This window comes from Streptomyces sp. NPDC001920, from assembly GCF_053594495.1.
In genome coordinates, this window is the sequence record NZ_JBSFEP010000007.1 from 1 (window position 1) to 25,802 (window position 25,802).

Sequence of the window (25,802 nt, forward strand, 5' to 3'; positions counted from 1 at the left end):
GGTCAAGAGGGTGTCTAACTCGGTCGTCACAACCCGATGTTGGACACCCTCCCTGCGTCCGTGAACCCCGCAATCGGAACTACTCGTCTAGGGCTTACGGCGTGCGAAGAGAACCGCCCCTGGAACGCTTTCGTCGAGGTCGAGGAGCATGTGGGCCTCGACCGTGAAGCCAGCATCGTGTAGCCAGGTCGTCACTTGGTCAGGCTGACGGCGGTGGACGTAAACGTTCATCGGGTGACCACCGTAGCCCTGCGTCTTCAGCCTCGACTCATCACCGACGTGGAAGCCGAGCAGCAGTGGTCCGCCAGGGCGTAGCACCCGGTAGAAGTGGCTGAAGACCGTGGGTACGGCATCGTCGGGGACGTGTATCAACGACCAGAAGGCGAGCAGGCCGGCGAGCGAAGCGTCGGCGAGGTGAAGGTCCGTCATCGAGCCGACTTCGAACCGCAGGTTGGGGTTGTCGCGCCGAGCGATGTCGATCATCGCGGGTGAAAGATCGATGCCGAACGCATCCACGCCCAGCTCGTGCAGGTGAGTGGTGACGTGTCCAGGTCCGCAGCCCACGTCTGCCACCGGCCCGCCGCCGGTGGCGTGCACCAACTCGGCGAACAACGCCAGAGCTGCTCGAAGGTAGGGCTCCCCGGCCAGAGCCTCGCGCAGCTGGTCGGCATAGCTGACCGCGACCGTGTCGTAGGACGCGCGGGTGTCTGCTAACCACTGGTCCGTGTTCATGCCTCGACACAGTAGCCCCAGTGATCAGGATGTCGTGCAGAGTCGGCGTGACGGATGATCACCGCTGACGAACCTGAACAACTCCGTGAGGTTCTTTCGTCCCTGACGCCGGACAGGTAGCGCCTCGACCTCGACCACGTGGTGTTTCACCGTGCATGAGAGGGGGTGTGTCGCAGAAGTCTGCGCATGATGAGTGGAGGCCACCACTCTGGCGTGCCTGGTGCAGCCGACGCCACCCGCATCAGTTGACGTTCCTGTTCGTCCATCCGTTCATTGATCCTTTCCGCGACCAGTGTGATTTCGCTTGTGAACCATGGGATCTGCGGTCGTTCTCAGCCGTCGTTCGGGAGGCAACCGCCGCTCGAACTCTCGGTGAAAGAGCTGAACATCGCGGGGGCTGCCGAGAGCTCGGTGGCGCCAGACCGGAGATGTGTAGATCCCCAGGACTTCGACGAGGTCTGGCAGGAGAGCGGCCTCGCGCATCGCGTAACTGCGGCGAGCAAGGGGCTCGTCGGGAGCGATGAGGTCGAGAAGACGTTCGGTCCTGTTGACGGCATATCCGTGCTTGGCCAGCTCGCGCCAGAAGTCGACGCATTCCTGGTAGGCAGCCAGAACCCTTCGGGGTGTCCGCCGCCGAAAGAGCCGACGGAGCCTCCGCTGCGCATGGACCGATCTCAGGGGCCCGGTTGAGGCTGAACTGTCCGTCGATGGGGCCGGCGAAGTTGGCCATGTAGTGCCCGTGGTGGGTGCCCGTCCATCGGCGGTGTTTGACACAGAGGTGATGGTGTCCATTGATGACCCAAATTTCGACTTTCCAGTCGTCCCGTCCGGTGCGGGCCGCAACGCAGGGATGGCAGGCCCAGCTGCGGGCGAGACCTTCGTACCGCTCGTGGGGCCAGGGGCCTGGAGTGGCCAGCTCGGGCAATTTCCGCATCAGCAGAAGAGGGGCCTGCCCGCTGCGCGATGCTAGGAGTTTCACGTTGTCCAGGGGCGATTCCGCTGTGTAGAAGCGGCGGAGTATGCGTTCGGGCGGAAGCCTGTTGAGCAGGGCGAGCCGTGCAATGGAGGACCGCAGGGTCTCGTTCGGGAAGGGGGTGGTGGTGAGGGGGAGCGGCCAGACTGGTCCGTAGAGGTCCGCGGAGGGGGTCACGCCGATGTCCTGTAGGCGCTCTCACTGGCGTGGTCGACGTGAATGGTGTGCAGCTGGCGGTGGGTGATCCGCTCACTGCCGTCGAGGACTGCCGAGATGGCGGCGGCCCGGATCAGGTGAGAGAGGCTGCCGATCATGCCACCGGTGCGTTGGTGGAGGTAGGCGTGCAGCTTGGTCAGGGTTCCTGGAGTGTGGTGATGCAGGCGGAGGGTGTCCTCCATCGTCGCCACCAGCCCTTCCCATTCGGCTCCGGGCGGGAAAGGGCCGGTGTGCAGGAGTGTGCAACGGCCAGCGATAGATCTCCATCACCTCGCCCGGCCGGGCGGCCGTCAGCTGTCCGAACGTCCGCTTCGGCTGCTTGCCCAGCGAGCGGCGGGTGCGGGCCGACCCCAGCAGATGCCGTCCCGTCGAAACCGCCTCCAGTAGCCGGTAGAACGCGGCCCGCGACGGCATCGCCACCGCTCCGGCACCGTGCTCGGCCGCCAGGAGCCGTTCGACCTTGCGCCGCAGCACCTGCGCCGACACCGTCGCCTCGTCGGTCCGGCTGTTCACGACCTGCTCGATCGCGGCCACCACCCGCGGATCCGCCCGGCTCGTGCCGGTAGAGGGCTTGACCAGCCGCCGGTCCACCAGCCCCGCCACCCCCTCGCGCTCGAAACGGGTCCGCAGCCGCTGCAGGGTGCTCAAAGACACCTCCTCACCGGCCTCGCGCAGCTCGGCCAGCTTGGCCAACTCCCGCTGGCGCACCGAGCGCACCTCCGGGTCGTACTCCCGCCTCACAGCCGTGCCAGGAGTCGCGTCCGGGCGGCCCGTCATCAGCTCGGTCAGGTGCCGCTGCCACCACCGGGCCCGCTCCGCCGCCTCCTCAGGCAGCCCGTCCAGCACTCCCTCCTCGGGCAGCGGCGGGCGGGCCGGGCCGGCGCTGAGCACCGCGAAGCCCTCCGAAGCCAGCAGATGCCCGAGCAGCACGACGCTCGCCGCCTGGGTGTCATCGACCAGGCGAACCGATGTGCCGTGCAGGGCGGCGACGGTGTGCTCACGCCCGTCGTAGTGGACCCGGTCACCCCGCGACAGCAGCCGCGGACGCGTCGGCATCCCAGCCCACCTCCTTCACGGCCGCAGGCACCAGCCGCACCAGCGACGCCGCTGACAAGCGCTCCGTCCGCAGTTCCGTCGTCAGCTCGTGATGCCAGAGCAGGTGGTAGAGCACCGGCAGCACCGCGAGAGGATCACCGACCGCCCGAGCCCCCGCCAGCAGCCCCAGTGGCTCGCTGAACACCGCCAGCAGAGCGTCCGCCACCGGTTCCCGCCGAACTCTGGGATGCCGGTAGCCCGACAGCCACCGCAGGTTCGCCACCGACACCGGATCAAGCACTCCGACCCGTTCATAGCCCCAGCCGACCCGGGTGCAGGCAGCAGCCGTCGCTGCGAACTTCACCGCGTCCTCGGGCTCGATGCGCTCGTCCGGACGCACGTCCAGCACCACGGCCGTGCCGTCCCGCCGACGTACGAAGTAGTCCGGCGTGTGCTTGATCCGCCGGGCCCGGCCGCCGTACCGCCACGACAGCCGGAACGGTTGCGAGGCCACTGCCGCCACGTCCGGTTCGGCATCCAGTCGCATCAGGTGCCCGAGTTCCACCCAGGACTCGTAACCCACCAGCTCAGAGCAGGTCGCAGCCCAGTACCAGCCGGAGAAGTTCCGCTGCCCGCGGTGCGACGGGAACGCACGCACCTGCCCGGCCGCCTCGAACCGGGTCGGCCACATCACCTCAACCGGCCCGCCATGCACCTCGGGCGTCGGTGTACTCCAGCCAGAAGTCCTCCGCTTCCACCAGCCACCCCCACTCGGCGCTGACCAGGTGGAACGACCGTAGGGGGCGGAAGGAGCCAGCACCTCAGATTGATCGAGACGTCACACCAGATGCCCGAGATTGAGCGAGACGTGCGGGCGGATGCCTCACGAGGACCGGGACTGCCTCAACTTCGCAGAGACAGGTCACAGAGGCAGGACAACCCGGGTCGCCCAGCCTGTTTCACGTGGCATGGCGCACTTTTGCAAGCAGGTGCTTGCAATAGTTAGCGAGCGTGGTGCAAGGTGGAGGCATGGCATCGCTCAACGTCGGCAATCTCGGCGAGTACCTGCGTGAGCAGCGGCGCAACGCGCAGCTGTCACTGCGGCAACTCGCCGATGCCGCCGGGGTGTCCAATCCGTACCTGAGTCAGATCGAGCGCGGGCTGCGCAAGCCGAGCGCGGAGGTGTTGCAGCAGGTCGCCAAGGCGCTGCGGATCTCCGCCGAGACGCTGTACGTGCGGGCCGGCATCCTCGACGCCGAGCGGGACCGTGACGAGGTGGAGACGCGCGCCGTCATCCTCGCCGATCCCACGCTCAACGAGCGGCAGAAGCAGGTACTGCTCCAGATCTACGAATCCTTCCGCAAGGAGAACGGGTTCGGGATATCCCCCGAGGCGGGGGAGACGGCCGAGTCGGTCGACCTGGCCGAGGCCGTCGGCTCGGGCTTGGGCGCTCATCACGGCGACGGCCACCGTGACGGCCACCGCGACGGCGCGGCGGTCCTCGACGGCAGTGACGCGGGCGACGAGAGTGACTTCGGCGACACCGCCGTACGTCGCGGCCGTACGACCCGCACGAACAGCACGGCCGACGGCGGCCGCAAGTCCGCCGAGCGCCGTACCCGCACCACCCGCACCACCCGCACGACCCGTACGTCCGACGGCACCGACGCCGACCCGGAGAACCCGAACGACCCGCGGCAGTAAGACGGTTGACCACGCGCTGCCCGACGCACGCCACGACCCGGCACGCGTCGGCGATCAGCCGTACGGCCGTCCGGCCCGCCGCGGCATCCAAAACCCTCACCTCGAAGCAACCCGGGAGGACCATCACCATGGCCATCACCGACGACCTGCGTAAGACCTTCAGCGACCCGACCCCGCTCTACTTCGCCGCCGGCACCGCCGACCTGGCCCTCCAGCAGGCCAAGAAGGTGCCCGGCCTGGTGGAGCAGCTGCGCACCGAGGCGCCGGCCCGCTTCGAGGCCGTGCGCAACACGGACCCGAAGGCCGTCCAGGAGAAGGCCACCGCCCGCGCCAAGGAAGCAGGAGCCAAGGCCAAGGAGGCGCAGGAGACCATCCAGACCAAGGTCACCGAGTTCATCGGCAGCCTCGACGCCGACGTCAAGAAGCTCGGCAGCAATCTCGACGCCGACCTGAGGAAGCTCGGCGAGACCGCCCAGGACCTCGCGCTGCGCGGTGTGGGTGTCGCCGCGGAGTACGCCGTCAAGGCCCGTGAGACCTACGAGAAGGTCGCCGAGCACGGTGAGCAGGCCGTGCGGACCTGGCGTGGCGAGGCGGCCGAGGAGATCGAGGAGCTCGCGATCGCCGTCGAGCCGAAGGCTGAGCCGGTCGAGGTCAAGCAGGACAAGGCCGAGGCCAAGCCGGCCGAGCCGAAGCCCGCCGTCGAGGCCGTCGAGGCCGTCGAGGCCGCCAAGAAGGCCCCCGCCAAGAAGGCCCCGGCACGCAAGCCCACCGCCAAGAAGACGACGCCGCCCGCCAAGTAACACGGACGGGTGAGAAGCGGCCGTCGGACCCGGGCCGGGCACTTACGAAGTGCTCGGCCCGTTGTTCGGGTAGCGGTCCCCCCAGTGCGGGTACGGTGACCGCGTAGGTACGAGCCGATAGAGCCGATACGGGTGGTGGACGTTGTGCTGATGGAGGGCTTCCAGGGATTCCTGTGGCTGCTGAGCATGGCCCTGATCGTTTTCAGCGGATTCGCGCTGATCGACGCGGCCATCCGCCGTGAGGACGCCTATCGCGCCGCCGACAAGAAGACCAAGCCGTTCTGGCTGATCATCCTCGGGCTCGCCTTCGTGGTGAACCTGATCTTCAACATCCTGTCGTTCCTGCCGATCATCGGCCTCATCGCGACGATCGTCTACATGGTCGACGTCCGCCCCGCGCTCAAGGGCCTCCCGGGCGGAGGCCGCAGCAGAAGGGGCTCCAGCAGCGACGGCCCGTACGGCCCGTGGAACGGCGGCCGCTGATCAGGCGGAGGACCGCCGCCGCCGGGCACGCCCCGTAGGGGGTGCGGGGCTCCGTCGGCGGGCCCCGCTCACACGCCGCGGTCGAGCAGCAGCACCGCCACGTCGTCCGTCAGCTCGCCCCCGTTGAGGTCGCGCACCTCGTTCACAGCGGCCCGCAGCAACGCCTCACCGCGCAGCCCCTCACCCAGCTGCCGGCGCACCATCTCCACCATGCCGTCCTGCCCGAGCCGCTCGCGGCCGTCGCCGACGCGCCCCTCGATCAGCCCGTCGGTGTAGAGCATCAGGCTCCACTCGGCGCCCAGCTCCACCTGCATCCGAGGCCACCGGGCGCCGGGCAGCAGCCCGAGCGCCGGCCCGTTGTTGTCGTACGGCAGCAGCCGCGCCGCCCGACCCGGCCGGGCCAGCAGCGGCGAGGGGTGACCAGCGAGGCACAGCCCCGCCCGTCGGCCGTCCGGCGATATGTCCACCGTGCAGAGCGTCGCGAAGATCTCGTCGTCGGACCGCTCATGCTCCAGCACCTGCTGCAGCGTCCCGAGCAGCGCGTCCCCGCACAGCCCCGCCAGCGTCAGCGCCCGCCAGGCGATCCGCAGCTCCACGCCGAGCGCGGCTTCGTCGGGTCCATGGCCGCAGACGTCGCCGATCATGGCGTGCACGGTGCCGTCGGCGGTGCGCACGACGTCGTAGAAGTCACCGCCGAGCAGCGCGCGCGAGCGCCCCGGGCGGTAGCGTGCCGCGAACCGCAGCGAGGAGCCCTCCAGCAGAGGCGTCGGCAGCAGACCGCGCTCCAGACGGCGGTTCTCCTGGGCCCGCATCCGGCCCTCGGCCAGCCGTCGCTCGGCGGTGTCGGAACGTTTCCGTTCCACCGCGTACCGGATGGCCCGGCTCAGCAGCCGTCCGTCCAGCTCGTCCCGGAAGAGATAGTCCTGAGCACCGACGCGCACGGCCTCCGCGCCGCGCTCGGCGTCTCCGGAGGCGGTGAGGGCGAGGACGGCGTGCCGGGGCGCGAGCTCCAGGACATGGCGGAGCACGGCCAGCTCGTCGTCGGTGGCAGGCCCGGGCGCCTTGAGGGCGAGGTCCAGCAGGATGCAGTGGACGTCGTCGGTGAGCAGCCGCTCGGCCTCGGTGAGGTTGCGGGCGGTGCGCACGCGGATCGGCTTGCCGGCCGAGTCGAGGAGTTCGGGCACGATCGGCGAGCCGCCGGGATCGTCCTCGATCAGCAGCAGCGTCAGGTTGGTGTGAGCGGTGTTCTCTACCGTTTCTTCCTTACGCGGGGCCTCTTCCGTGGAGGTGCCGCCTGGGGATGCGGCCTGCGCCTGACCACTCTCCACGGCCGGGATCGCTCTCTGCCGCGGTATGGGTACGGGCATCGTCTTGAGTTCCTTCCCTCCCCCCGAGGGCACGGTGGGAACGAGGGACCTCGATCCACCGACGGGGACCATAGCGGTAGTCGGCGCCGCAACGGAATGGCGTGAGCCACGCCGCGTTGAGGCGCGCCCCTGTCATATGCCGCGTTCCCTACCGCAGTTGGACAGGGTGGAAGTGCCTCCGGGATGACGAACGTCACGTCGGCGCCCGGTTTTGGAGCGATGTGACGTGGGGTGGGTCACGTGGCAGGCGTCACGAGGCGCCCGTCACAAGACCCCCTGAATCCTCATGCATCCGGGCGAACCACCCCGAGGATCGGCATCGAGCCGGCCCCCGCGACGGTCACCGTCCGCCCCGGGCGCGGGGCGTGGATGATGGCGCCGTCGCCGATGTACATGGCCACATGGCTGGCGTCGGCGTTGTAGATGATGAGGTCGCCGGGGCGCATGTCCGCGATGTCGATGCGCTTCAGCTGCCTCCACTGCTCCTGGGAGGTCCGGGGGATGCCGCGCCCGGCGCTCACCCAGGCCTGTGACGTCAGCCCGGAGCAGTCGTACGTCTCCGGGCCCTCCGCGCCCCATTCGTACCGTTTGCCGAGTTGTTCGGAGGCGTACTCGACCGCCTTGCGGCCCTGCTTCGACGCCTTGCTGTCGAGGTCCTTCAGAACGCCGGAGTCCAGCCAGGCGGTCTGCGCCTTGCGGGCCGCGTCCTCCTCCAACTGGGCGAGGCGTTCCTTCTCCTCCTTCTCCAGCCGGGATTCGAGCTTCTCGGCCTGCGCGATCTGCTTCTCGATCTTCTTCTGGGCGACCGCCTTGGCCTTGCGGCCGGCCTCCAGCTTGTGCCACTGGGCGGAGGCGTCCTTGGCGTACAGCTCCAAGTCCTGCTGGGTGCGGGCCATTTCGGCCAGCAGTCCCTTGGTCGCGCGCTGCCCCTGCAGTACCCGCCCGGCATCGTCGAGGAAGTCGCGCGGGTCGTCGCTGAGCACCAGATGTGCCTCGTCGGGCAGCCCGCCGGAGCGGTACTGAGCCGCGGCGGCGGCGCCGGCGCGCTTCTTCAACTCGGCGAGCTTCTCCTTGCCTTCGACGATCCGCTTGGCCAGCGCGACGATCTGGGCGGACTGCTTCTCGGTCGCCTCCTCGGCGGCGTTGTACTCGTCGGTGGCGACGGACGCGGCGTGGTAGAGCTTTTCGAGCTTCTGGCGGACCGCCTCGAGTTCTTCGTTCGACACGGTCGCCGCGGAGGCGCTGGGGCTGGGATCGGGTGCCGCGAACGCCGTGCCCGGTGCCGCCAGTACGGTGACCGCGCAGACGACGGCCACGGCGGCGAGGGCGCTGCGCCTGCGCACCGCGAGGGTGTGCTTGCCCGGTCCCATACCTCTGCCCCCAAACCTGATTTACCGTCAGTAACATACGGACGCTTGGGGGATCGTGCCATGCCGTGGCGCAAAACGACAGGGGCAGTGACTCTCTCCCCCCGTGCCCTCCGTGGTACGACGATCTCCCCGCCTTTGTGACGAACGACTCACGGAGATCGTTCCATCGGGCCACGAAGTCAGCCCCGTGGAGCCAACGCCTCCCACCGGACCGTCACTTCCCCCTGCCGCCACCGCACCGGCCCGTCCACCACCGGCCAGTCGCCCGCGAGGTCCCGTACCGCGCGGATCCAGCGCTGCCGCGCCCCGTACGACGCGTAGGGCGCCGCGGCGGCCCAGGCGCGGTCGAAGTCCCGCAGAAAGGCGTGCACCGGCTCGCCGGGGACATTGCGATGGATGAGCGCCTTCGGCAGCCGCTCGGCGAGATCCGAAGGCCGCTCCAGCGACCCCAGCCGCGTCGCGAAGGTCACCGTCCTGGGCCCCTCCGCCCCGAGCGCGACCCACACGTGCCGACGCCCGATCTCGTCACAGGTCCCCTCCACGAGCAGCCCGCCCCGGTCCCCGGTCGCCCGGTCGGCGGGCGCGAGCCGCGCGCACAACCGCTCCCAGACCGCCGCGACCTCGCTTTCCTCGTACTGCCGCAGCACATTCGCCGCACGCACGAGCGTCGGCCGCTGCGGGATCGGGATCTCGAACCCCCCGTGCCGGAAAACGAGCCCCTCCCGCTCGTACGGCTTCGCCGCGGCGACCCGAGCGGGCTCGATCTCCACACCCACCACACGCACCCGCGGCGCCACCACCCGAAGCCGCACAAGCAGCTCCACCGCGGTCCAGGGGGCGGCCCCGTACCCGAGGTCGACGGCGACCGGATCACCCGCACGCCGCAGCTCGGCCCCGTACGTGTGGGCGATCCACCGGTCCATCCGGCGCAGCCGATTCGGATTGGTGGTCCCGCGCGTGACGGTGCCCACAGGCCGGGCGAAGGCGCGGGAACTCATGCACACGAGGGTAAGCGCCGGATACCCACCCGGCGGGCGCCACCCGCACCCGCCGACGGCGCGAAGGGGCCGTGCCGGGGGGTGCCCGCCCGCAGTGGCCGGCGTCAGGAAACCTCACTTCTCGCCGCCGACCGACCGCCGGCCCGAGGACGGACACCCCCCGGCACGGCCCCGACCCCCCACGGGCGCCGCAGGCATGGCGCACCCCCACGCACCCGCACAGGCGCCGCAGGCATGGCGCACCCCACGCACCCGCACAGGCGCCGCAGGCATGGCGCACCACCACGCACCCGCACAGGCGCCGCAGGCATGGCGCACCCCCACGCACCCGCACAGGCGCCGCAGGCATGGCGCACCCCCACGCACCCGCACAGGCGTCGCAGCAACGGTCCTCCATAAAGCCCCCGGCCGCCCCCCTCCGCGCCCACCACGCACACACCCCCCGAACAGTTGAGCGACCCCCGGTAACGCCTAGGCAAAAACCGCCCTGCCCGGAATGGGAACCCCTCCCTCCGGCGTTGCACCGCCTTGGAGGGCGCCCGCACCCTCCACCCGGCATGCCCGCAGCAAGGAGGAACGCCACGTGAGCCAGTACGTGAGCAGGCTCGGGCGCCGCGCCCAGGCCGCCCCCCACCGGCTGCGCCTGCACCGCCGCCCCCGCCGCGTAGCCATGCTCTCCGTGCACACGTCACCGCTCCACCAGCCCGGCACCGGCGACGCCGGCGGCATGAACGTCTACATCGTGGAACTCGCACAGCGCCTCGCCGCGATCAACATCGAGGTGGAGATCTTCACGCGCACCACGGCCACGGACCTCCCTCCCACCGTCCAGCTGGCCCCCGGCGTCCTCGTCCGCCACATCGACGCGGGCCCGTACGAGGGCCTCAACAAGGAGGACCTCCCCGCCCAGCTGTGCGCCTTCACCCACGGCGTGATGCAGGCCTGGGCCGGTCACCGACCCGGCTACTACGACCTGGTCCACTCCCACTACTGGCTCTCCGGCCACGTCGGCTGGCTCGCCGCCCAGCGCTGGGGTGCCCCCCTGGTGCACGCCATGCACACCATGGCGAAGGTCAAGAACGCCAACCTGGCCGACGGCGACACCCCCGAGCCCGCCGCCCGCGTCATCGGCGAGACCCAGATCGTGGCCGCCGCGGACCGCCTCATCGCCAACACCTCCGAAGAGGCCGACGAACTCGTACGGCACTACGCCGCCGACCCCGACACGGTCGCCGTGGTCCACCCCGGCGTGAACCTGGACCGCTTCACGCCCGCCGACGGCCGAGCAGCCGCCCGTGCCCGCCTCGGCCTCCCGCAGGACGCCCTGATCCCCCTGTTCGCGGGCCGTATCCAGCCCCTGAAGGCGCCCGACATCCTGCTGCGCGCGGTGGCCGTCCTGCTGGACGAGCACCCCCACCTCCGCTCCCGCGTCGTCGTCCCGGTCGTCGGCGGCCCCAGCGGCAGCGGCATGGCCAAGCCCGAGGGCCTGCAGAAGCTCGCCGCCCGACTGGGCATCGCGGATGTCGTACGGTTCCGCCCGCCCGTCGGCCAGGAGCAGCTCGCGGACTGGTTCCGAGCGGCATCCGTGCTGGTCATGCCGTCGTACAGCGAATCCTTCGGCCTGGTGGCCATAGAGGCACAGGCGGCCGGCACCCCCGTCCTGGCGGCAGCGGTGGGCGGCCTCCCGGTGGCCGTACGGGACGGCCGTACCGGCTTCCTGGTGCAGGGCCACAACCCGGCCGACTACGCGCGCGTGCTGCGCGCCTTCGCCGACGACCCGCACCTGTCCCCGCGGATGGGCGAGGCCGCCGCCCGGCACGCCCAGTCCTTCGGCTGGGACACCGCGGCCGCCGCCACGGCGGACGTCTACACGGCCGCGGCCCAGGCCCACCGCCGTCGCGTACGCTCCCACCATGGCTGACGAACAGAAGGCGGCGCGGATCGTCGAGGGAGCCCTGAAGGACGCCGAACTCGACTGGGAGAGCCCGGCCCCCGGCAACTACGTCGTCAAACTCCCCGGCACCCACAAACTGTCGACGACGGTCTCCCTCCTCGTCGGCCGCCACTCGCTGTCTCTGAACGCCTTCGTCATCCGCCATCCCGACGAGAACGAGGGCGGCGTCCACCGCTGGCTCCTGGAGCGCAACATCAAGCTGTACGGCGTGAGTTACGCCGTGGACCAGCTCGGCGACGTCTACGTCACCGCCAAGCTCCCGCTGGCCGCCGTGACCGCCGACGAGATCGACCGCCTCCTCGGCCAGGTGCTCCAGGCGGCGGACGGCGCCTTCAACACCCTCCTGGAACTCGGGTTCGCCTCCGCGATCCGCAAGGAGTACGAGTGGCGCGTGGCGCGCGGTGAGTCGACGCGCAACCTGGACGCGTTCGCCCATCTGACGAAGCGGTCCGCCGACTGAACGCCCGCGCGACCTGTACGACGCTCAGCGCGCGCTGCCGCGGTAGCGCCCCGGCGGCACGCCCACCAGCTTGCGGAAGTGCCGGGTGAGATGGGACTGGTCGTAGAAGCCGGTCGCGACGGCCACCTCGGCCGGTGAGCGGCCGTCCAGGAGCAGGCGGCGGGCGCGTTCGACGCGGCGGGACATCAGGTACTGGTGCGGGGCGATGCCGTACGCCGTGCTGAACGACCGTACGAGATGGGCGGGATGGGCGTGCAGCAGCTTCGTCGCCTCGTCGAGGGCGAGGCCCGCCACGACCCGCTCGTCGAGCAGTTCGCGCAGCCGGCGGGCGAGGACCGGGTCGCGACGCGGGACGTCCCTGCGCGTCCCGGGACGCAGGTGGCTGCGCAACCGGTCGCTGACGAGAGTCAGCCTGCTGTCCGCCTCCAGCTCGTCGCCGGGGTGGGCGAGGGCGGTGTGCAACTGGCCGACGCGCAGCCGCAGCGCGGGGTCCCGTAGGTCGGGGGAGTCCACCGCCGGGCCGATCAGATCCTCGCCCAGCCGGGTGCTGTCCAGGTACAGGACGCGTTTGCGGAAGCCGTGCGGGGTGGCGGGGGAGCCGTTGTGGGGGACGTGCGGCGGGAGGAGGGACACCGTGTCGTGCGGGGTGCCGTGCTCGTGCCGGTCGAGGTCGTAGCGTACGGCGCCGTCGTCGACGATGAGCAGCGTCCAGGCCTCGTGGACGTGCATCGGGTAGGCGTACTCGGTGAAGTGGGCGTGGAAGACCTCGGTGACGCCCGGGACTGAGGGGCGCCACGCGGAGACTTCCTGGCGGTTCCGGGCGGCGGCCATGCAAAGAACGTACAAGACCGTGCCGTACGGCGGCGGCCATGCAAAGAACGTACAAGACCGTGCCGTACGGCGGCCGCCAGTCTCGTCCCATGAGCGATGAGGCATCCGTGAGTGATGAGGCACCGGTCCGTTTCGACACGAAGATCGCTGTGCTGCTGCGCGAGGACCTGGAGCCCTGGCAGCGGCTGAACGTGACCGCCTTCCTGGTCAGCGGCCTGGGGACGCAGGTCCCCGAGGTCGTCGGGGAGCCGTACGAGGACGCGGACCAGGTGGCGTACCTGCCGATGTTCCGCCAGCCGGTCCTGGTCTTCGAGGGCACCAAGGAGGTGCTGAAGACGGCTCACGCGCGCGTGCTCTCCCGTGCCCTCCCGCGCGCGGTGTTCACCTCCGACCTGTTCACCACGGGCAACGACCGCGACAACCGGGCGGCGGTGCGGGCCGTGGGCACGGCGGAGCTGGACCTGGTGGGGCTGGCGGTGTACGGGCCGAGGAACGCGGTGGACAAGGTGGTGAAGGGGGCGCGGATGCATCCGTGAGACACAGGAGCCACCTCGGACGGGCCCCGGTCCGCGGCTCAGGCCGCGCTGACCTCCGGCTTCGTGTCGGTCGGTGTCACGGTGGAGGCCGGCTCCTCGGTCGGCATCCACCGCATCAGCGTCGCGAACCCGATCCCGGCCGCCGTACCGACGACGGCGCACATGCCCCACAGCCACTCGGTGCCGTAGCGGTCGATGACGAAGCCGGACATCAGGGGGGCCACCAGGGCCGCCACCGACCACGACAGGGTGTACATGCCCTGGTAGCGGCCGCGCCCCTGGGCGGGGGAGAGACGGACGACGAGGCCGGTCTGCGTGGGCGCGTTCAGCATCTCGCCCAGCGTCCACACGCACACCGTCAGCGCGACGGTGCCGACCGACCCGGCGAACGCGGTGAGCGCGAAGCCGTACCCGGCGAGCAGGGACGACACGACGAGGATCCGCCCGGTGTCGCGGCGTTCGATGAACCGGGTGAGCGGAATCTGCAGGGCGACGATCAGGACGCCGTTGACCGCGATCGCGACGCCGTAGTCGGCGGGGGAGAACCCGGCCTGACCCATGGCCACCGGCAGTCCCACCGCGCCCTGCTGGAAGACGAGGGCGACGAGGAAGGAGAGGCCCACGACGCCCATGAAGCGCCCGTCGCGCAGCACGGTGCCGAGTCCGACCTCAGCCTCGGCTGCCTTCTGAACGGCCGTGCGCTCGGGCCGGGACTCCGGCACCTTCACGAAGACGACGACCGCGCACACCATGGTCATCCCGGCCTCGATGAGGAATCCGGCGAGGTAGCTGGCCTCGGCGATGAAGCCGGCGGCCATGGAGGAGACGGCGAAGCCCAGGTTGATCGCCCAGTAGTTGAGCGAGAAGGCCCGCACCTGGTCCTCGGGCCGGACGATGTCGGCCATCATCGCCTGCACGGCGGGCCGGGAGGCGTTGGAGGCCGCACCGACGACGAAGGCGACGGCGGCGATGGCGACCGGGTGGTGCATGAACCCGAGGACCGCGACGGAGACGGCGGTGGCGACCTGCGCCAGCAGCAGCGTGGGCCGCCGCCCGAGCCGGTCGGTCATGACTCCGCCCCCGACGGAGGAGACGACCCCGCCCAGTCCGTGCAACGCGGCGACGAGACCGGCGTAGGAGGCGGAGTACCCGCGGTCGAGGGTGAGGTACAGGGCCATGAAGGTGGCGACGAAGGCGCCGAGCCGGTTCACGAGGGTGCTGGTCCACAGCCACCAGAACTCGCGGGGCAGCCCGGAGACGGTTTCTCGGGCGGCACGTCTCAGGGCGGCGACGGACACGCGGGCTCCCCCCACAGGATGTAAGAATCAATAACGGCCTGCGCAACTTACGACTCCGCCGCTTCGCCGGGCCACCGAATTAACAGATCCCGTCAACCGTCCGCTCCTCGAACGGGGGGCTCACCCGGCCAGAGCCTTCGATTACGCTCAGACGCATGGCCGACGCACCGTACAAGCTGATCCTCCTCCGCCACGGCGAGAGCGAATGGAACGCGAAGAACCTGTTCACCGGCTGGGTGGACGTCAACCTGAACGAGAAGGGCGAGAAGGAGGCAGTCCGCGGCGGCGAGCTCCTGAAGGACGCCGACCTTCTCCCCGACGTGGTCCACACGTCCCTCCAGAAGCGCGCGATCCGCACGGCCCAGCTGGCCCTGGAGGCCGCTGACCGCCACTGGATCCCCGTGCACCGCTCGTGGCGCCTGAACGAGCGCCACTACGGCGCCCTCCAGGGCAAGGACAAGGCCCAGACCCTCGCCGAGTTCGGCGAGGAGCAGTTCATGCTGTGGCGCCGCTCCTACGACACCCCGCCGCCGCCGCTCGAGGACGGCACGGAGTTCTCCCAGTCCGGCGACCCCCGCTACGCGACGATCCCGCCGGAGCTGCGCCCCCGCACGGAGTGCCTCAAGGACGTCGTCGTCCGCATGCTCCCCTACTGGTACGACGGCATCGTCCCGGACCTCCTGACCGGCCGCACGGTCCTCGTCGCCGCCCACGGCAACAGCCTGCGCGCCCTGGTCAAGCACCTGGACGGCATCTCCGACGCCGACATCGCGGGCCTGAACATCCCGACGGGCATCCCCCTGTACTACGAACTCGACGCCGACTTCAAGCCGGTCACCCCCGGCGGCAAGTACCTCGACCCGGAGGCCGCGGCGGCGGCCATCGAGGCGGTCAAGAACCAGGGCAAGAAGAAGTAACTCGACGACTGTAAGCCCCCGACCTGCGGTTTCTTTGCAGGACGGGGGCTTCTTGGTGGGGGTGGGCCGTCTGTGGGCCGTCGCGCTTAGATGCGGCGCAGCCTCACGCGGACCGACACCAGGAAGGCCGGCGGGAAGCGGTCGAGGAGCGCCGGTAACGGACTCAGCTTGCTTCTTCGGCAGCGGGCTCAGCTCTCCTCTTGTCACGCCTGCGGCAGCAATTGGGAAGCCCGACACCTGTCTTGCGAATCTTGTCTGCCTGTTTCATGGTCTTGTCGTTGAGCGGGCAGTGGGGTTTTGTCCTTACGTGCCACCTGGTCATGTGGCAGCACGGGCATTGAGACCATTTCATCACCGCTCCTCGTCTGCCTGTCTCATTTCGTGGAGACGCCAGGATGTTACTGCTCCGGTAATCAGTACAGCCAGTGCCGCGATCGCCATAAGGGTGGAGCTGATCCCCTTGAAAGCTGCGACGGCGCAAACGTCCGTTGGTACGGGTAGGAGTAGGGTCGACAGTGAAGCCGCGAGTGTGGCGATGCCCGCGTTGTAGCAGGCGAATGCCCGCCACCCCTGCCCTTGCCAGAGTGAGAAATCAGCCTGCTGATGGTCCGACAGATCCTCCTGGCGTCTTTGGAATTCTGTCTCAGTCCACCAATTCTTTAGCTCGCTCTCTGAGTAGAAAAATTTCTGGGAGCTAATTCCGAACAGGAGGCTAGCGACCAACAGGATTGCCGAGATCGTCAGGAGGAAAAGCGTGAACCCTGGCCAGCGAAAGTCCTTTTGACCCCTGAGCACCAGGCCGATGATGGTTACGGAGAACCCGGCTAGTAGTGGTGCTGCAACAAAAGTGGCCGAATTCAACGCTGCGCCGAAGCCCATCGGGGCTGGCTTTCGCCACGTCGGCGGCTCCCATGCCATAGGTCACCTATCCCGTTCCGGCCTTTCCGACGGCTCCACTCAGGCTGCATTTCTCACGTTACGAGGGGTCTCCGGTCCGTGCACCCGGAGGCCGCCCGGATGGAGGGCCCGGGCCTGTGAGGTGTCAAAGCCAGCACTTCATCACGCGAACACGGCAGCGATCGCCTTACGGGTGCGCTCCTGGCTGGACGGCATGAGGTGCGCGTACACGCGGAGCGTCAGGCCCGGGTCCGAGTGGCCAAGGTACTCGGCGAGGGCCTTGATGTTCTCACCAGCGTCCAGGAGCACCGAGGCGTAGAAGTGCCGGAGGGCGTGCATGCCGTTCTCGCGGGACTTCGCGTAGGACTTGCCTGGCTTCCGCTCAGGGATCACTCCGGCCGAGGCGAGCGCCCGCTTCCACACTTCCTCGTTGAGGGACGTCCGCCAGACATGACCGCCACGCGGGCCGGTGAAGATCAGCCGCTTGGTCACCGGAGGCCCGTCCGCCACTTTCCACGGCAAGGTGATCTCCACCGGCGGGAACCGCTTCAGGTGGTCCCGGAGGGCATCAGCGACCGGACCGGGCAGCGGCACGTCCCGCAGCTTGCCACCCTTGGGCGGGGCGAACACGGGCTTGCTGCGGCTCAGCTTGAGCTGCTGGACCACGTGGAGCGTGCCCGACGCGAAGTCGATCGCGTCGACGGCGATACCAAGGATCTCCCCTTGGCGTAGCCCGCAGCCGCCGCCCAGATCGACCATGGCTTGGTACCTCTCGGGCATGCCCGCCCGGACGGCGAAGACCCGCTCTGCCGTCCATGGGACGACTCGCCTGCTGTCCACGGTCGGGGGCCGAACCGAGCGGGCAGCACACGGGTTCCGGGGAAGGTGCCCGTCGTCCACGGCAGCGCTCAGAGCCGCCCGTACGTTGGAGTAGATCGTCCGAGCGTATGAGCCACGGACTCCGTTCTCCTGGAGCTGCCTGACCCAGTCACGGATGTGAGCGGGCTGGAAGGAGCCGAGAGGACGTGACCCCAGGTAAGGGAACGCGTGCAGCCGAAGCTGCGACTCCATTGACGCCTGGGTGTTCGGATCGGGTGCGTGAGTCACCCAGTTCTCGGCGTACTGCTGGAACGTGATCCGTGCCGCGCGCGGGTCGATGTACTGCCCGCGCGCCATGTCGGCCTCAGTCTGGGTCAACCACTGCTCGGCGAGCCGCTTCTGCAGGTCAGGGAAGCTCTTCGACTTCTCCGTGCCGTCCGGGCCGACGTACCGAGCGCGGTACCGCATGCCCGAGCCGTACCGCTCGGTCTTGACTTTGCTGGTCTTGCCGTCCGGGCCAACCTCGCTCTTGTACCAACGGTCCTGGATGTGCCCGGCCATCAGGCAGCCTCCCCAAGCTGAGCATCCACCCAGGCCCGCACGTCGATCGGGTCGAAGCGCAGGTGTCGGCCGACACGGAAGCCTCTGGGGCCGGTGCGCTTCCTGCGCCACTGGTAGACCGTCTCGACGCTGGGCAGGTCGAACATCTCGACCAGGTCTTCAGGCGTCAGATACCGGGAAGGCAGAGGGCGCGGTTCGGCAGCCACGTCCGCCAGGCTGAGGCTTCGGTTAGCCACGGGTTGGTTCTCCTTCCGTTCCGGGGGCGGGTTCGAGGGATGTGGCGAGCCAGGCTTCGGCGTCGGTCAGGCCGGTTCCGGCGAAGACCCAGTGCGCGAGGACGTACGTCGTCTCGGACTCGGGCCTGTTGGCTGCTGCGGCTTGCGTTCGGCGCCATTCAGCACGGGCGTCGCGGAGAGCGCCGAGGGTGGTGGAGTAGCGGCGGGACTTGGTGGAGAAGTGGCCGCGGAAGCCGAGCATGTGGGCCCAGGCGCGCAGGCGGAGGTGTTCGAGATCTTTGCGGGCGCCGAGGGTCCAGGCGGTTCGGATGAGGTGGCGGGCGTGGTCGCTGATGTCGAGCTGGGCGAGTTCGGCGGCGAACTTCAAGGGCCGGTCGAGAGCTCCCGTGGCGGTTTCGGCGCCCTTGGTGGCGTACTTGGCGATATACGCCGCGACCGCGCGCTCGGTCAGTTCCTGGCCGTCCTTGAAGTCGGCGGAGCGGATGGTGCGGACATCGAGTTGGCGGCCGAACGAGAAGGTGTGGGCCCGTCCGTCGATGACCGGGCCGTCCACGCGGACCTTGGCCGCAGCCGCCTGTATGGCGTCCGTGAGCAGCTCGGCCGTGGCCCAGGCCGGGGGCGGGGTGTCGTCGCCGGTGGGGCCGTCGAGGCGGATGACGGCGTGGAAGTGGACGGCCCCGCGTTTTTGGTACTCGGCGACCTTGGCGAAGGACACGCGGGCGTGTTCGCGGAAGCGGCGTTGTGAAAGGCCGGCGCGCTTGGCGACCTCCCGGCGGAGGTAGGTGGAGAAGCGCCGCCACAGGGGTCCGGCGTGGGCGTTCCAGAGAACGGCCGCTTCGTAGTCGTACGTCTCCGGATCGAGCGGGGCGCCGAGTGTCTCGTCATCCTGATCGTGCTGGGTACCGCAGCGGCAGGGGCGCCCGCAGGAAGGACGGTTGTGGACCGGGCCGAAGCTCGGGGCAGTGAAGGTGGCGAAGACGCGCGGGTGGGTGCCGACCTGTTCGGGGGTGCCCTTGCCGCCGCGCAGGCCCGAGGTGATCAGGTGGAAGGTGTCGCGGCGGTAGACCTCGGCGCAGGCCGCGCAGCGAGTGGTGCGGCGGTTGTTGCAGCGGACGAGGAGGTTCCCGGCCGGGAGGTCGGTGGAGTCGAGGTGCTGGAGGATGCGGCCGATCTCGCCGGTCGTGGTGTCGATGTCGTACTCGGTGCGGTGGCCGTCGAGGCGGATCGGGTGGGTGCAGCCGCCGAGTCCGGAGAGCTGGCGGAGGATACCGGGCAGGGCGCCGTGCTCGGCGAGCTTCGTGAGTTCCGGGAGCGGGGGCGGGGTGGTGCGGGTGAAGATGGCGGTCTCCTTCTGACTGGCTCGGTCAGGAGTTGTGGCCCTGGGGCGGCAGATGCTTGGTCGTGTGTGCCGCCCCAGGTGCTTGGCGCGGTTCAGCGCCGGTTGTGCTCGCGGATCAGGGAACGCAGGACCACGGCCGCGATGGCCACGGAGATGGCCGAGACGGCGACGGCGGCCAGGAGCGCGGTGAGGACGACACCGCCCACGACCACGGCCGGCACCACGGCGGGGCTGACGTGGACCGCCGGGAGCGTGCGCCGGACGGGCGCCGGATCGGCGGGGGTGTGGGTGTGGGCGGGCGGCGGTGTGGGGTTGTCGGGGTACTTGGGCAGGAACACGGTCACGATCTCCTCATCTACTCGTCTAGGCATGTGAGCCGTTTATGACGTCCACGCCGGTACGTGTGCCGGACTCGATGGCGGGGGCGAGGAGGGTCTGCGAGAGCCAGAAGCCGAACAGGGCGATCAGGATGACGACCCAGGTGCGGACGCCGAGGAACTTGACCGCGCCCCAGGCGAAGAGGCCGAGGACGACGACGAGCGGCAGGCTGACGGTCACGGTGGCCTGGTTCCTTTCGGCGGATCAGCGGACGGGGCAGCGGTGGGTGCGGGCGGCCAGCTCGGCGGCGGCGCGGATGTCGTAGTCGGCGGAGAAGCCGCAGCGCGGGGCGGTGCAGGCGGCGGTGTGCTTCTCGCGGCCCCGGCCGTCGTAGGACGTGGCGACCTGGACGGGGCCGATGCGGGTGACGTTGCGGAAGCGGCGGTTGGCGGACATCGGGCGTCCTTTCAGAGGTGGGCGGCGATGGCTTCGGCCATGGGCGCGGGGACGCCGAGGCGGGCGCGGAGGGTGGGGGTGTCGATGGGTGTTCCAGTGCGGGTGTGGTGCTCGGCGGCGACTTTGCGGGCGTGTTCGACGAGGGCGGCCGGGACGGCGACGGCGTGTCGCTCGGGCGGCGGTGGCTCGATGGCCGGCGGAGTCGTCGGCGGTTCCGGCGGTTCCTCCACGTCGAGTTCGGGGGTTGGTTCGGGGGCGGTCTCCTGGTCCACGGGGTCGTCTGTGTGCTCGGTGTTCTCGTCGGCCGTTGTCGGTGTGGTGTGGGCGAGGAGGGTTCCGCCGAGGAAGGCGACGGCGGGCCAGCCCGCGACGAGGATGCGCAGCCAGGCCGGTACGTCGTTCATGTCGAGGAGGCCGGCGGTGGCGACGTTGGCGCCGAGGGAGGCGGCGAGGGCGATGACGAACCAGCACCACCCGGCCGCTTTCGCCTCACCGGAGCGCAGTCGACGCCAGGCGGCTACGAGCAACAGGTCGACCGAGACGGGGTAGGCCCACGCTTTCCATCCGTCCTGTCCGGCCGCCAGGGCGATGTCGTGCAGGTGGGCGAAGGACAGCGCGGCGGCGATGAGCGCCTGGACGAGCACCGCGTCGATACGGGCCAGTTGGGCGCGCATGATGCGGCTCCTTTTCGGGTTCAGGCATGGCAGGGGTAGGGACGTGGCGCGAGACGGTCACGCCGACCGGATCGGGTGAGGCTCAGTCGGTCACCGGACGCGGCTGCACCGCCGGGGCCGGGGACTCGACGGGCCGTACGGGCACATACGGCTGGAACGGCTTGAGCGCGGGCAGGTCAGGGACCAGGTGGGCCGTCTCCCGGCAGATCCCGGCGGCGTCGCTGAGGGACAGGTACGGCGTGCGGATGCGGGACCAGCCGCCGGAGGTGTCACCGGCCACGGCCAGGCCGGGCAGCTCGGGAGCGATGGCGCAGGCGGCGAGGACCGCTTCGGGGGCGATGTCGCCGAGCGCCATCTTCGCGGAGGCTTCGTCGTTGACGCGGTGGCAGACCCGCCCGGTGAGCTGGGCCCGGAGCATGGTGGCGCCCTTGCCCAGCTCAGCGCCGAAGCGCTGCCCGCAGACCTCCAGGTAGATGCCGGCGGCGCGGCCGAGCTGGGCGAGGCGGATGAGCTGGGTGACCATCTCGTCCCGGCGTTCCTCGTCCTTCTTCGTGGCGACGAGGAAGAGTTCGGCCACCTCGTCGACGAACAGCACGATCGGCACCGGGCGTTCGCCCTCGGGCAGGCCCCAGATGTCGGAGGTGATCTCCTCCTCGGGGGTGTCCGGGGCGATGCCTTGCCGGGCCTTGATCAGGTCGTAGCGGTCCTCCATTTCCTTGACGAGTACGGGCAGCAGGTCGGCCGCCTGCTCGGGATCGGTGGCGAGGGCGGAGAGCCGGGAGGCGAACGGCGCCAGCTCCACGCCCCGCTTGCAGTCGATACCGACGAGCGCGACGGGTTGCCGGGCGAGCCCGGTGATCAGGTGCCGCAGGTACATGGACTTGCCCGACAGCGTGGCGCCGAGGGTGAGCTGATGGGGAATGGTGCGGTAGTCGCGGACGAACGGGGTCGCGTCCTCCCGCAGTGCCACGGGAACCTTGAGTAACTCGGCAGCCGCTTTCCGAGGCATTCGCACGTTCCGCAGCACGTCGAAGCCGACGAGCCGCAGTTCGACCACGCCCGGCTTGACCGTCGTCACGTACACGGCGTGCACGCCCCAGGCATGCCGCAACCTCTCGGCCGAGGCGGCGACGTCCGCCGGTTCCTGGCCGGGAGCGAGCCGGAGGCGAAGCCGCAGCCCGGTCGCGGTGGGCCGGATGATGCCCCGGCGAGGCGGTACCGGCCGGACCTCCCGCCGCGTGGTGGCCTTGACGGCGAGAACCCGCAGCCGGGACGGCGCCACGGTCAGCCCGCACGCCTCCATGACCGAGCCGTACGAGACGAGGAGCCGAGCGGTGGATATCGGCAGGCCGACCGTGGGCCAGTACACGCGGGGGTGCTTGGCTCGGGCGTAGGCGGCCCCGCCGCCGAGTGCGGCGACAGGACCACCCACCTCCAGAAGTGTCATCAGATCGGACATCAGGCGGTGACCCCCATGGCGGCCGGGAAGGCAGCCGGAGTCACAGCGGCAGCGCGAAACGCGATGCCGTGCCGCTGCTGCCCGTTGAACACCGACTCCCACGGCCGGGCGACCAGCCCCGGCAGCGCGACCGGCGCCCCCAGTGCCAGCCCGTCGGCCACACCGCCCTCAGGCACGGTGACCTTGATCAGCGACGACTCGCCGTCCTCGATGTAGACGACGCCGATCGTCATCAGCGCCTCACCGCTGACGGCGTCCTTGGCGATCTCGCCCGTCTGCCGGTCCCGGACCTTAGGCTCGGGAGCCTCCGTCAGCAGGATCGTCGCGGCCGAGGTCTCAACACGGATGGTACGCACGGGATCTTCCCCTATCTACTCGTCTATACATGATGCGGTCTGCGAACCCGATCTTCGGGCTCATGCGGACCACCCTGCCACACCACTTGCCCACTCGTCTATACGAGTATGCCTGTTGGGGTGTACGAGTCGGAGAAGCATCCCCGCGCACCACCGCAAACCACCTGATTACGTCGCCGGAAGCTGGTACGACAGCACGTACGCATCGGCCGCCATGACCGTGTCGCAGACCTCAACGGCCCGCCCCTCGGTGTCGAAGGCAGTGCGGATCAGGTGAATGACCGGGACACCGGAGGCCAGCCGCAGCATCTTCACCTCGGCCGGCGAGGGCATCCGGGCCCGGATCTCCTCCTCGAAGTGGTCGAGGCGATGGCCCAGCTCCTCCAGCCGGGCGTAGATGCCGCCGGGGCCGGGGTTGGGTTCGGCGATCGGTGTCCCGCGCGCGATGTCGAGGGGGAGATAGGACGTGGCGAACTCGACCGGGCGGCCGTCGAGGAGATACCGGCGCCGACGAGCCAGCACTCGCCGCACGGAACCGAGCCGGGTGGAGACGTCCTGACTGGCCTTTTCTTCCTTGACCTCAAGGCTGTCGACCTGGGGGTGACTGCCGGCGGCGTTCGCTTCGACGATGAAGGCGGACTTGCCCTGCTCGCGGTGCCGCCGGGCGAACCGGTCGGAGGCGAGCCGCCGCACGGGCGGCCGTGGTCGTACGAAGACGCCCTTGCCGTGCTCGGCGTGCACGAGCCCTTCGCCCTGGAGGACGGAGAAGGAGTTTCGGACCGTCATCCGGGATACCCCGTAGTGATCGACAAGTTCCGCTTCCGAGGGCAGCTTCTCGCCCTCCTTGAACCGCCCACGGTCGATGGCCTCGCGCAGCTGGTCGGCGATCTGCCGAAAGACCGCACGATCGCTCGTGGGGTCGAGATCGCCGAGGAGGCCGGAAGGAAGAGAGGGCACGTGTACTCCTTTAGATATCTAGACGAGTGGGCGTTTGTTGTTGCTACGGTGGAGAGCCTAGCCAGCCGAGAGGGCCGAGGAACGTGAGCACCGACCGTCCGCACTCCGTGAGCGTCGCCGGAGTCATCGTCGACGACCAAGGCCGTGCTCTCTTGATCAAGCGCCGCGACAACGGCCACTGGGAACCGCCGGGCGGGGTCCTCGAACGCGAGGAAACCATCCCGGAGGCCCTCCAGCGCGAAGTGCTCGAAGAGACAGGCATCAAGATCGCGCTTCCCGCGACTCTGACCGGTGTCTACAAGAACATGACGGGCCTGATCGTCTCGCTGGTCTTCCGCTGCGAGGCGGCCGACGGGACGCCCACCACCGGCGACGAGACCCGCGCACTGCGCTGGGCCACCCGCGAAGAAGTCACCGAGCTTGCCGACGAGGCATACGCGATCCGCGTCCTGGACGCATTGGACGCGGCATACCCGCCGGCCATCCGCGCCCACGACGGCGTGAAACTCGTCTAGCCCGAACCCGCTGCACATGGCGGCCTACCAGCACGAAGGAACTTGTATGCACGAGTATACGAGCACCGCCCGGGTCTGGGGACTCACTTGCCCAGGTTTTCCCGAAGAGGTCAGCCGGGCCCGCCGCTGGACCCGCGACATCCTGCGCGGATCACCCGTAGCCGACGACGCCGAACTGATCGTCAGCGAACTGAGCGCGAACGCGATCCTCCACACGGCCAGCGGCCTGGAGACGGGCAGCTTCCACCTGGCCCTCGCGGTGACCCGGAACGTGATCGCCTTGTCAGTGACGGACGGAGGAGGCACCGGTACGGCCCCGAAGGTCGAGCACCAGGACGCCGAGGCCGAACACGGCCGGGGCCTGGGCATGGTCACCGCACTCGCCCACCGAGTGGCCATCCACGGCAGCAAGGCCGGCTACACGGTCACCGCGGAACTCTTCACCGGTACCCGACCGGGAGACCGCCTGTGCTGAAGGACGAGGCCCGCCGCGGCTACTGGTGCGAGTGCTGGACCGAAAACCTCGACGGAGAAGGCGGGTTGGAGCTCCGGGGGTCGTTCGACGCCTACTCGGCGCCGCAGGCCGACAGATGGGTTGCCGTCGCGCTCCGCACGATCTCACCGGCATTCGACCCGGACGCATCCGCCCAGGCGTGGGAGTGGCTGTACGACGGCCGCATAGAGACCCGCCGCGCCCTGTTGCGCTGCGAGCCCTGCACGGTGTCCGTCACCCACACCACGACCCGCATCACCTGGACGATCCGACCGGTGGTCTTCCTACCGCTCGCAAACCGCGAAGGCGGGCAACTGCCGTCATGTGCATACGACTTCAAGCCGCGGTCGGATCAGCACACCGACTGAGTTACAACCTTCTTTACTGGTTCAAGCCCCGGCTGCGCTCCGCTCCGCCGGGCGCGCTTCCCGGCTCCGCTGCGCGCCGCGCTCCTGCCTTCGGCCCGCTCGCGCGCGCTGCGCCGACGCGCGCCCACATGTGGATAGGGCCGGTGGCCATGAGTCGATCACCTCGCATGGCGCCAAGGCCAAAACACGCCTCCGGCGGGGGATCGGCCGGCACCGGGATGGAGGGGGCTCCGTTGGTGGGTGCCAGCTCGTCGTGGTGTCTGTGGGGAGCTCCCGTCCCGACCGCCATCGACCCAGGCAGAGCCGAGCAGACGCGGCCCATGGCGTCCAGGTCGTTCGTACAGTGGCGCGCTCCACCTGGACGCCATGAACCACGCCCGCTCCACGATGTGTGGGTCGACGGCGGACGGGACGGGAGCTGGGAAGGGTTGTGGTTGAGCAGGGCTTGCAAGTGGCCACGATCATGCAGCTCCTAGCAAGACCGATCAATTGACGAATCACCCTTGTGGCCGTCAGTCGATGGAGTGACACTTATCACCAACCTAACCCGTGTGTGGTTCTGTATGCACAGTGGGTAGTCACCAACAAGCTCGAAGGCGACGGGGGGATGCCTGTTGGCGGGCGGCCGCATACCGGTACGTGAGATTCCGGATGATATGAACCTCACCCAGTACGGCGAG

The 25,802-nt window shown here is 69.5% G+C and carries 29 protein-coding genes; 10 read left to right on the top strand and 19 right to left on the bottom strand.

The features are described from left to right. Positions 1 to 87 precede the first annotated feature (87 nt). From ACWCPI_RS13300 to ACWCPI_RS13310, 3 genes are all read right to left on the bottom strand, one after another. On the bottom strand, positions 88 to 732 hold the full coding sequence (locus tag ACWCPI_RS13300; RefSeq protein ID WP_451038227.1) for a class I SAM-dependent DNA methyltransferase: 645 nt from the start codon (positions 730 to 732) through the stop codon (positions 88 to 90). 1,222 nt (positions 733 to 1,954) lie between these two features. Then, positions 1,955 to 2,977 (bottom strand): hypothetical protein, encoded by a 1,023-nt coding sequence (locus tag ACWCPI_RS13305; RefSeq protein WP_451038228.1) that lies wholly within the window; start codon positions 2,975 to 2,977, stop codon positions 1,955 to 1,957. Further along, positions 2,943 to 3,647 (bottom strand): TnsA-like heteromeric transposase endonuclease subunit, encoded by a 705-nt coding sequence (locus tag ACWCPI_RS13310; protein ID WP_451038229.1) that lies wholly within the window; start codon positions 3,645 to 3,647, stop codon positions 2,943 to 2,945. The genes ACWCPI_RS13305 and ACWCPI_RS13310 overlap by 35 nt, the downstream gene beginning before the upstream one ends. Positions 3,648 to 3,985: 338 nt before the next feature. Here ACWCPI_RS13310 and ACWCPI_RS13315 point away from each other — a divergent pair, with 338 nt between their 5' ends. The 3 genes from ACWCPI_RS13315 to ACWCPI_RS13325 all read left to right on the top strand — a co-directional run bounded on the left by ACWCPI_RS13315 (position 3,986) and on the right by ACWCPI_RS13325 (position 5,943). Next, on the top strand, positions 3,986 to 4,660 hold the full coding sequence (locus tag ACWCPI_RS13315) for a helix-turn-helix domain-containing protein (RefSeq protein ID WP_451038230.1): 675 nt from the start codon (positions 3,986 to 3,988) through the stop codon (positions 4,658 to 4,660). Positions 4,661 to 4,788: 128 nt separating this feature from the next. Continuing rightward, entirely contained in the window at positions 4,789 to 5,460 is a 672-nt protein-coding gene (locus tag ACWCPI_RS13320; protein ID WP_451038231.1) for a hypothetical protein, read from the top strand. A 150-nt stretch (positions 5,461 to 5,610) separates the two neighbouring features. Beyond that, entirely contained in the window at positions 5,611 to 5,943 is a 333-nt protein-coding gene (locus ACWCPI_RS13325) for a DUF2516 family protein (protein WP_451038517.1), read from the top strand. A 68-nt stretch (positions 5,944 to 6,011) separates the two neighbouring features. Here ACWCPI_RS13325 and ACWCPI_RS13330 read toward each other — a convergent pair whose 3' ends face one another. The 3 genes from ACWCPI_RS13330 to ACWCPI_RS13340 all read right to left on the bottom strand — a co-directional run bounded on the left by ACWCPI_RS13330 (position 6,012) and on the right by ACWCPI_RS13340 (position 9,678). Next, positions 6,012 to 7,310: a PP2C family protein-serine/threonine phosphatase gene (locus ACWCPI_RS13330; protein WP_451038232.1), complete on the bottom strand. Its 1,299-nt coding sequence runs from the start codon at positions 7,308 to 7,310 to the stop codon at positions 6,012 to 6,014. A gap of 284 nt (positions 7,311 to 7,594) precedes the next feature. Then, a complete protein-coding gene (locus tag ACWCPI_RS13335) occupies positions 7,595 to 8,680 on the bottom strand; it encodes an NlpC/P60 family protein (protein WP_451038233.1) in 1,086 nt (361 codons plus the stop codon). Positions 8,681 to 8,859: 179 nt separating this feature from the next. Further along, on the bottom strand, positions 8,860 to 9,678 hold the full coding sequence (locus ACWCPI_RS13340; RefSeq protein ID WP_451038234.1) for a class I SAM-dependent methyltransferase: 819 nt from the start codon (positions 9,676 to 9,678) through the stop codon (positions 8,860 to 8,862). A gap of 583 nt (positions 9,679 to 10,261) precedes the next feature. Here ACWCPI_RS13340 and mshA point away from each other — a divergent pair. Continuing rightward, a complete protein-coding gene (gene mshA / locus ACWCPI_RS13345; RefSeq protein WP_451038235.1) occupies positions 10,262 to 11,599 on the top strand; it encodes a D-inositol-3-phosphate glycosyltransferase in 1,338 nt (445 codons plus the stop codon). Next, complete coding sequence (locus tag ACWCPI_RS13350) at positions 11,592 to 12,092, top strand: YbjN domain-containing protein (protein ID WP_451038236.1); 501 nt, start codon at positions 11,592 to 11,594, stop codon at positions 12,090 to 12,092. The genes mshA and ACWCPI_RS13350 overlap by 8 nt, the downstream gene beginning before the upstream one ends. A 24-nt stretch (positions 12,093 to 12,116) precedes the next feature. Here ACWCPI_RS13350 and ACWCPI_RS13355 read toward each other — a convergent pair whose 3' ends face one another. Then, complete coding sequence (locus ACWCPI_RS13355; RefSeq protein WP_451038237.1) at positions 12,117 to 12,923, bottom strand: AraC family transcriptional regulator; 807 nt, start codon at positions 12,921 to 12,923, stop codon at positions 12,117 to 12,119. Between the two features lie 89 nt (positions 12,924 to 13,012). Here ACWCPI_RS13355 and ACWCPI_RS13360 point away from each other — a divergent pair, with 89 nt between their 5' ends. After that, complete coding sequence (locus ACWCPI_RS13360) at positions 13,013 to 13,459, top strand: DUF2000 family protein (RefSeq protein WP_451038238.1); 447 nt, start codon at positions 13,013 to 13,015, stop codon at positions 13,457 to 13,459. Between the two features lie 38 nt (positions 13,460 to 13,497). Here the strand turns inward: ACWCPI_RS13360 and ACWCPI_RS13365 are convergent, their stop codons facing one another. After that, a complete protein-coding gene (locus ACWCPI_RS13365) occupies positions 13,498 to 14,757 on the bottom strand; it encodes an MDR family MFS transporter (protein WP_451038239.1) in 1,260 nt (419 codons plus the stop codon). Positions 14,758 to 14,912: 155 nt separating this feature from the next. Here ACWCPI_RS13365 and ACWCPI_RS13370 point away from each other — a divergent pair, with 155 nt between their 5' ends. Continuing rightward, positions 14,913 to 15,674, top strand: a complete 762-nt coding sequence (locus ACWCPI_RS13370) for a phosphoglyceromutase (protein ID WP_451038240.1) — start codon at positions 14,913 to 14,915, stop codon at positions 15,672 to 15,674. Between the two features lie 351 nt (positions 15,675 to 16,025). Here ACWCPI_RS13370 and ACWCPI_RS13375 read toward each other — a convergent pair whose 3' ends face one another. The 11 genes from ACWCPI_RS13375 to ACWCPI_RS13425 all read right to left on the bottom strand — a co-directional run bounded on the left by ACWCPI_RS13375 (position 16,026) and on the right by ACWCPI_RS13425 (position 23,746). Then, positions 16,026 to 16,553, bottom strand: coding sequence for a hypothetical protein (locus ACWCPI_RS13375; protein WP_451038241.1), 528 nt, complete (start codon positions 16,551 to 16,553; stop codon positions 16,026 to 16,028). A gap of 180 nt (positions 16,554 to 16,733) precedes the next feature. Further along, positions 16,734 to 17,951 carry a tyrosine-type recombinase/integrase gene (locus tag ACWCPI_RS13380; RefSeq protein WP_451038242.1) on the bottom strand — a complete coding sequence of 406 codons (1,218 nt, stop codon included), beginning with the start codon at positions 17,949 to 17,951 and terminating at the stop codon, positions 16,734 to 16,736. Continuing rightward, entirely contained in the window at positions 17,951 to 18,187 is a 237-nt protein-coding gene (locus tag ACWCPI_RS13385) for a helix-turn-helix transcriptional regulator (protein ID WP_451038243.1), read from the bottom strand. Before ACWCPI_RS13385 ends, ACWCPI_RS13380 begins: the two co-directional genes overlap by 1 nt. Further along, positions 18,180 to 19,463: a replication initiator gene (locus ACWCPI_RS13390; RefSeq protein ID WP_451038518.1), complete on the bottom strand. Its 1,284-nt coding sequence runs from the start codon at positions 19,461 to 19,463 to the stop codon at positions 18,180 to 18,182. Before ACWCPI_RS13390 ends, ACWCPI_RS13385 begins: the two co-directional genes overlap by 8 nt. A gap of 155 nt (positions 19,464 to 19,618) precedes the next feature. After that, positions 19,619 to 19,864, bottom strand: a complete 246-nt coding sequence (locus ACWCPI_RS13395; RefSeq protein ID WP_451038519.1) for a SpdD protein — start codon at positions 19,862 to 19,864, stop codon at positions 19,619 to 19,621. Positions 19,865 to 19,889: 25 nt separating this feature from the next. Continuing rightward, complete coding sequence (locus ACWCPI_RS13400; protein ID WP_451038244.1) at positions 19,890 to 20,084, bottom strand: hypothetical protein; 195 nt, start codon at positions 20,082 to 20,084, stop codon at positions 19,890 to 19,892. A gap of 24 nt (positions 20,085 to 20,108) precedes the next feature. Beyond that, positions 20,109 to 20,300, bottom strand: coding sequence for a mobile element transfer protein (locus ACWCPI_RS13405; RefSeq protein WP_451038245.1), 192 nt, complete (start codon positions 20,298 to 20,300; stop codon positions 20,109 to 20,111). Positions 20,301 to 20,311: 11 nt separating this feature from the next. Then, the gene (locus tag ACWCPI_RS13410; protein WP_451038246.1) at positions 20,312 to 20,974 is read right to left on the bottom strand and encodes a DUF2637 domain-containing protein; all 663 of its coding nucleotides are present in this window, start codon (positions 20,972 to 20,974) and stop codon (positions 20,312 to 20,314) included. Positions 20,975 to 21,056: 82 nt separating this feature from the next. Next, complete coding sequence (locus tag ACWCPI_RS13415; protein ID WP_451038247.1) at positions 21,057 to 22,433, bottom strand: FtsK/SpoIIIE domain-containing protein; 1,377 nt, start codon at positions 22,431 to 22,433, stop codon at positions 21,057 to 21,059. Beyond that, on the bottom strand, positions 22,433 to 22,789 hold the full coding sequence (locus ACWCPI_RS13420) for an SCO3933 family regulatory protein (protein WP_451038248.1): 357 nt from the start codon (positions 22,787 to 22,789) through the stop codon (positions 22,433 to 22,435). The genes ACWCPI_RS13415 and ACWCPI_RS13420 overlap by 1 nt, the downstream gene beginning before the upstream one ends. Before the next feature lie 168 nt (positions 22,790 to 22,957). After that, entirely contained in the window at positions 22,958 to 23,746 is a 789-nt protein-coding gene (locus ACWCPI_RS13425) for a GntR family transcriptional regulator (protein ID WP_451038249.1), read from the bottom strand. 107 nt (positions 23,747 to 23,853) lie between these two features. Between ACWCPI_RS13425 and ACWCPI_RS13430 the strand changes: the two genes are divergently transcribed. From ACWCPI_RS13430 to ACWCPI_RS13440, 3 genes are read left to right on the top strand one after another with little or no spacing between them, the layout of a single operon-like run. Further along, positions 23,854 to 24,261, top strand: coding sequence for an NUDIX hydrolase (locus ACWCPI_RS13430; RefSeq protein WP_451038520.1), 408 nt, complete (start codon positions 23,854 to 23,856; stop codon positions 24,259 to 24,261). A gap of 46 nt (positions 24,262 to 24,307) precedes the next feature. Continuing rightward, positions 24,308 to 24,736 carry an ATP-binding protein gene (locus ACWCPI_RS13435; RefSeq protein WP_451038250.1) on the top strand — a complete coding sequence of 143 codons (429 nt, stop codon included), beginning with the start codon at positions 24,308 to 24,310 and terminating at the stop codon, positions 24,734 to 24,736. Beyond that, positions 24,730 to 25,122, top strand: coding sequence for a hypothetical protein (locus tag ACWCPI_RS13440; RefSeq protein ID WP_451038251.1), 393 nt, complete (start codon positions 24,730 to 24,732; stop codon positions 25,120 to 25,122). The genes ACWCPI_RS13435 and ACWCPI_RS13440 overlap by 7 nt, the downstream gene beginning before the upstream one ends. Positions 25,123 to 25,802 lie beyond the last annotated feature (680 nt).

Coding starts and splice junctions, on each gene's coding strand:
- ACWCPI_RS13300 (WP_451038227.1), bottom strand. CDS start 732: ATGAACACGGACCAGTGGTTAGCAGACACCCGCGCGTCCTACGACACG.
- ACWCPI_RS13305 (WP_451038228.1), bottom strand. CDS start 2,977: ATGCCGACGCGTCCGCGGCTGCTGTCGCGGGGTGACCGGGTCCACTAC.
- ACWCPI_RS13310 (WP_451038229.1), bottom strand. CDS start 3,647: ATGTGGCCGACCCGGTTCGAGGCGGCCGGGCAGGTGCGTGCGTTCCCG.
- ACWCPI_RS13315 (WP_451038230.1), top strand. CDS start 3,986: ATGGCATCGCTCAACGTCGGCAATCTCGGCGAGTACCTGCGTGAGCAG.
- ACWCPI_RS13320 (WP_451038231.1), top strand. CDS start 4,789: ATGGCCATCACCGACGACCTGCGTAAGACCTTCAGCGACCCGACCCCG.
- ACWCPI_RS13325 (WP_451038517.1), top strand. CDS start 5,611: ATGGAGGGCTTCCAGGGATTCCTGTGGCTGCTGAGCATGGCCCTGATC.
- ACWCPI_RS13330 (WP_451038232.1), bottom strand. CDS start 7,310: ATGCCCGTACCCATACCGCGGCAGAGAGCGATCCCGGCCGTGGAGAGT.
- ACWCPI_RS13335 (WP_451038233.1), bottom strand. CDS start 8,680: ATGGGACCGGGCAAGCACACCCTCGCGGTGCGCAGGCGCAGCGCCCTC.
- ACWCPI_RS13340 (WP_451038234.1), bottom strand. CDS start 9,678: ATGAGTTCCCGCGCCTTCGCCCGGCCTGTGGGCACCGTCACGCGCGGG.
- ACWCPI_RS13350 (WP_451038236.1), top strand. CDS start 11,592: ATGGCTGACGAACAGAAGGCGGCGCGGATCGTCGAGGGAGCCCTGAAG.
- ACWCPI_RS13355 (WP_451038237.1), bottom strand. CDS start 12,923: ATGGCCGCCGCCCGGAACCGCCAGGAAGTCTCCGCGTGGCGCCCCTCA.
- ACWCPI_RS13360 (WP_451038238.1), top strand. CDS start 13,013: ATGAGCGATGAGGCATCCGTGAGTGATGAGGCACCGGTCCGTTTCGAC.
- ACWCPI_RS13370 (WP_451038240.1), top strand. CDS start 14,913: ATGGCCGACGCACCGTACAAGCTGATCCTCCTCCGCCACGGCGAGAGC.
- ACWCPI_RS13375 (WP_451038241.1), bottom strand. CDS start 16,553: ATGGGCTTCGGCGCAGCGTTGAATTCGGCCACTTTTGTTGCAGCACCA.
- ACWCPI_RS13380 (WP_451038242.1), bottom strand. CDS start 17,951: ATGGCCGGGCACATCCAGGACCGTTGGTACAAGAGCGAGGTTGGCCCG.
- ACWCPI_RS13405 (WP_451038245.1), bottom strand. CDS start 20,300: ATGTCCGCCAACCGCCGCTTCCGCAACGTCACCCGCATCGGCCCCGTC.
- ACWCPI_RS13410 (WP_451038246.1), bottom strand. CDS start 20,974: ATGCGCGCCCAACTGGCCCGTATCGACGCGGTGCTCGTCCAGGCGCTC.
- ACWCPI_RS13415 (WP_451038247.1), bottom strand. CDS start 22,433: ATGTCCGATCTGATGACACTTCTGGAGGTGGGTGGTCCTGTCGCCGCA.
- ACWCPI_RS13435 (WP_451038250.1), top strand. CDS start 24,308: ATGCACGAGTATACGAGCACCGCCCGGGTCTGGGGACTCACTTGCCCA.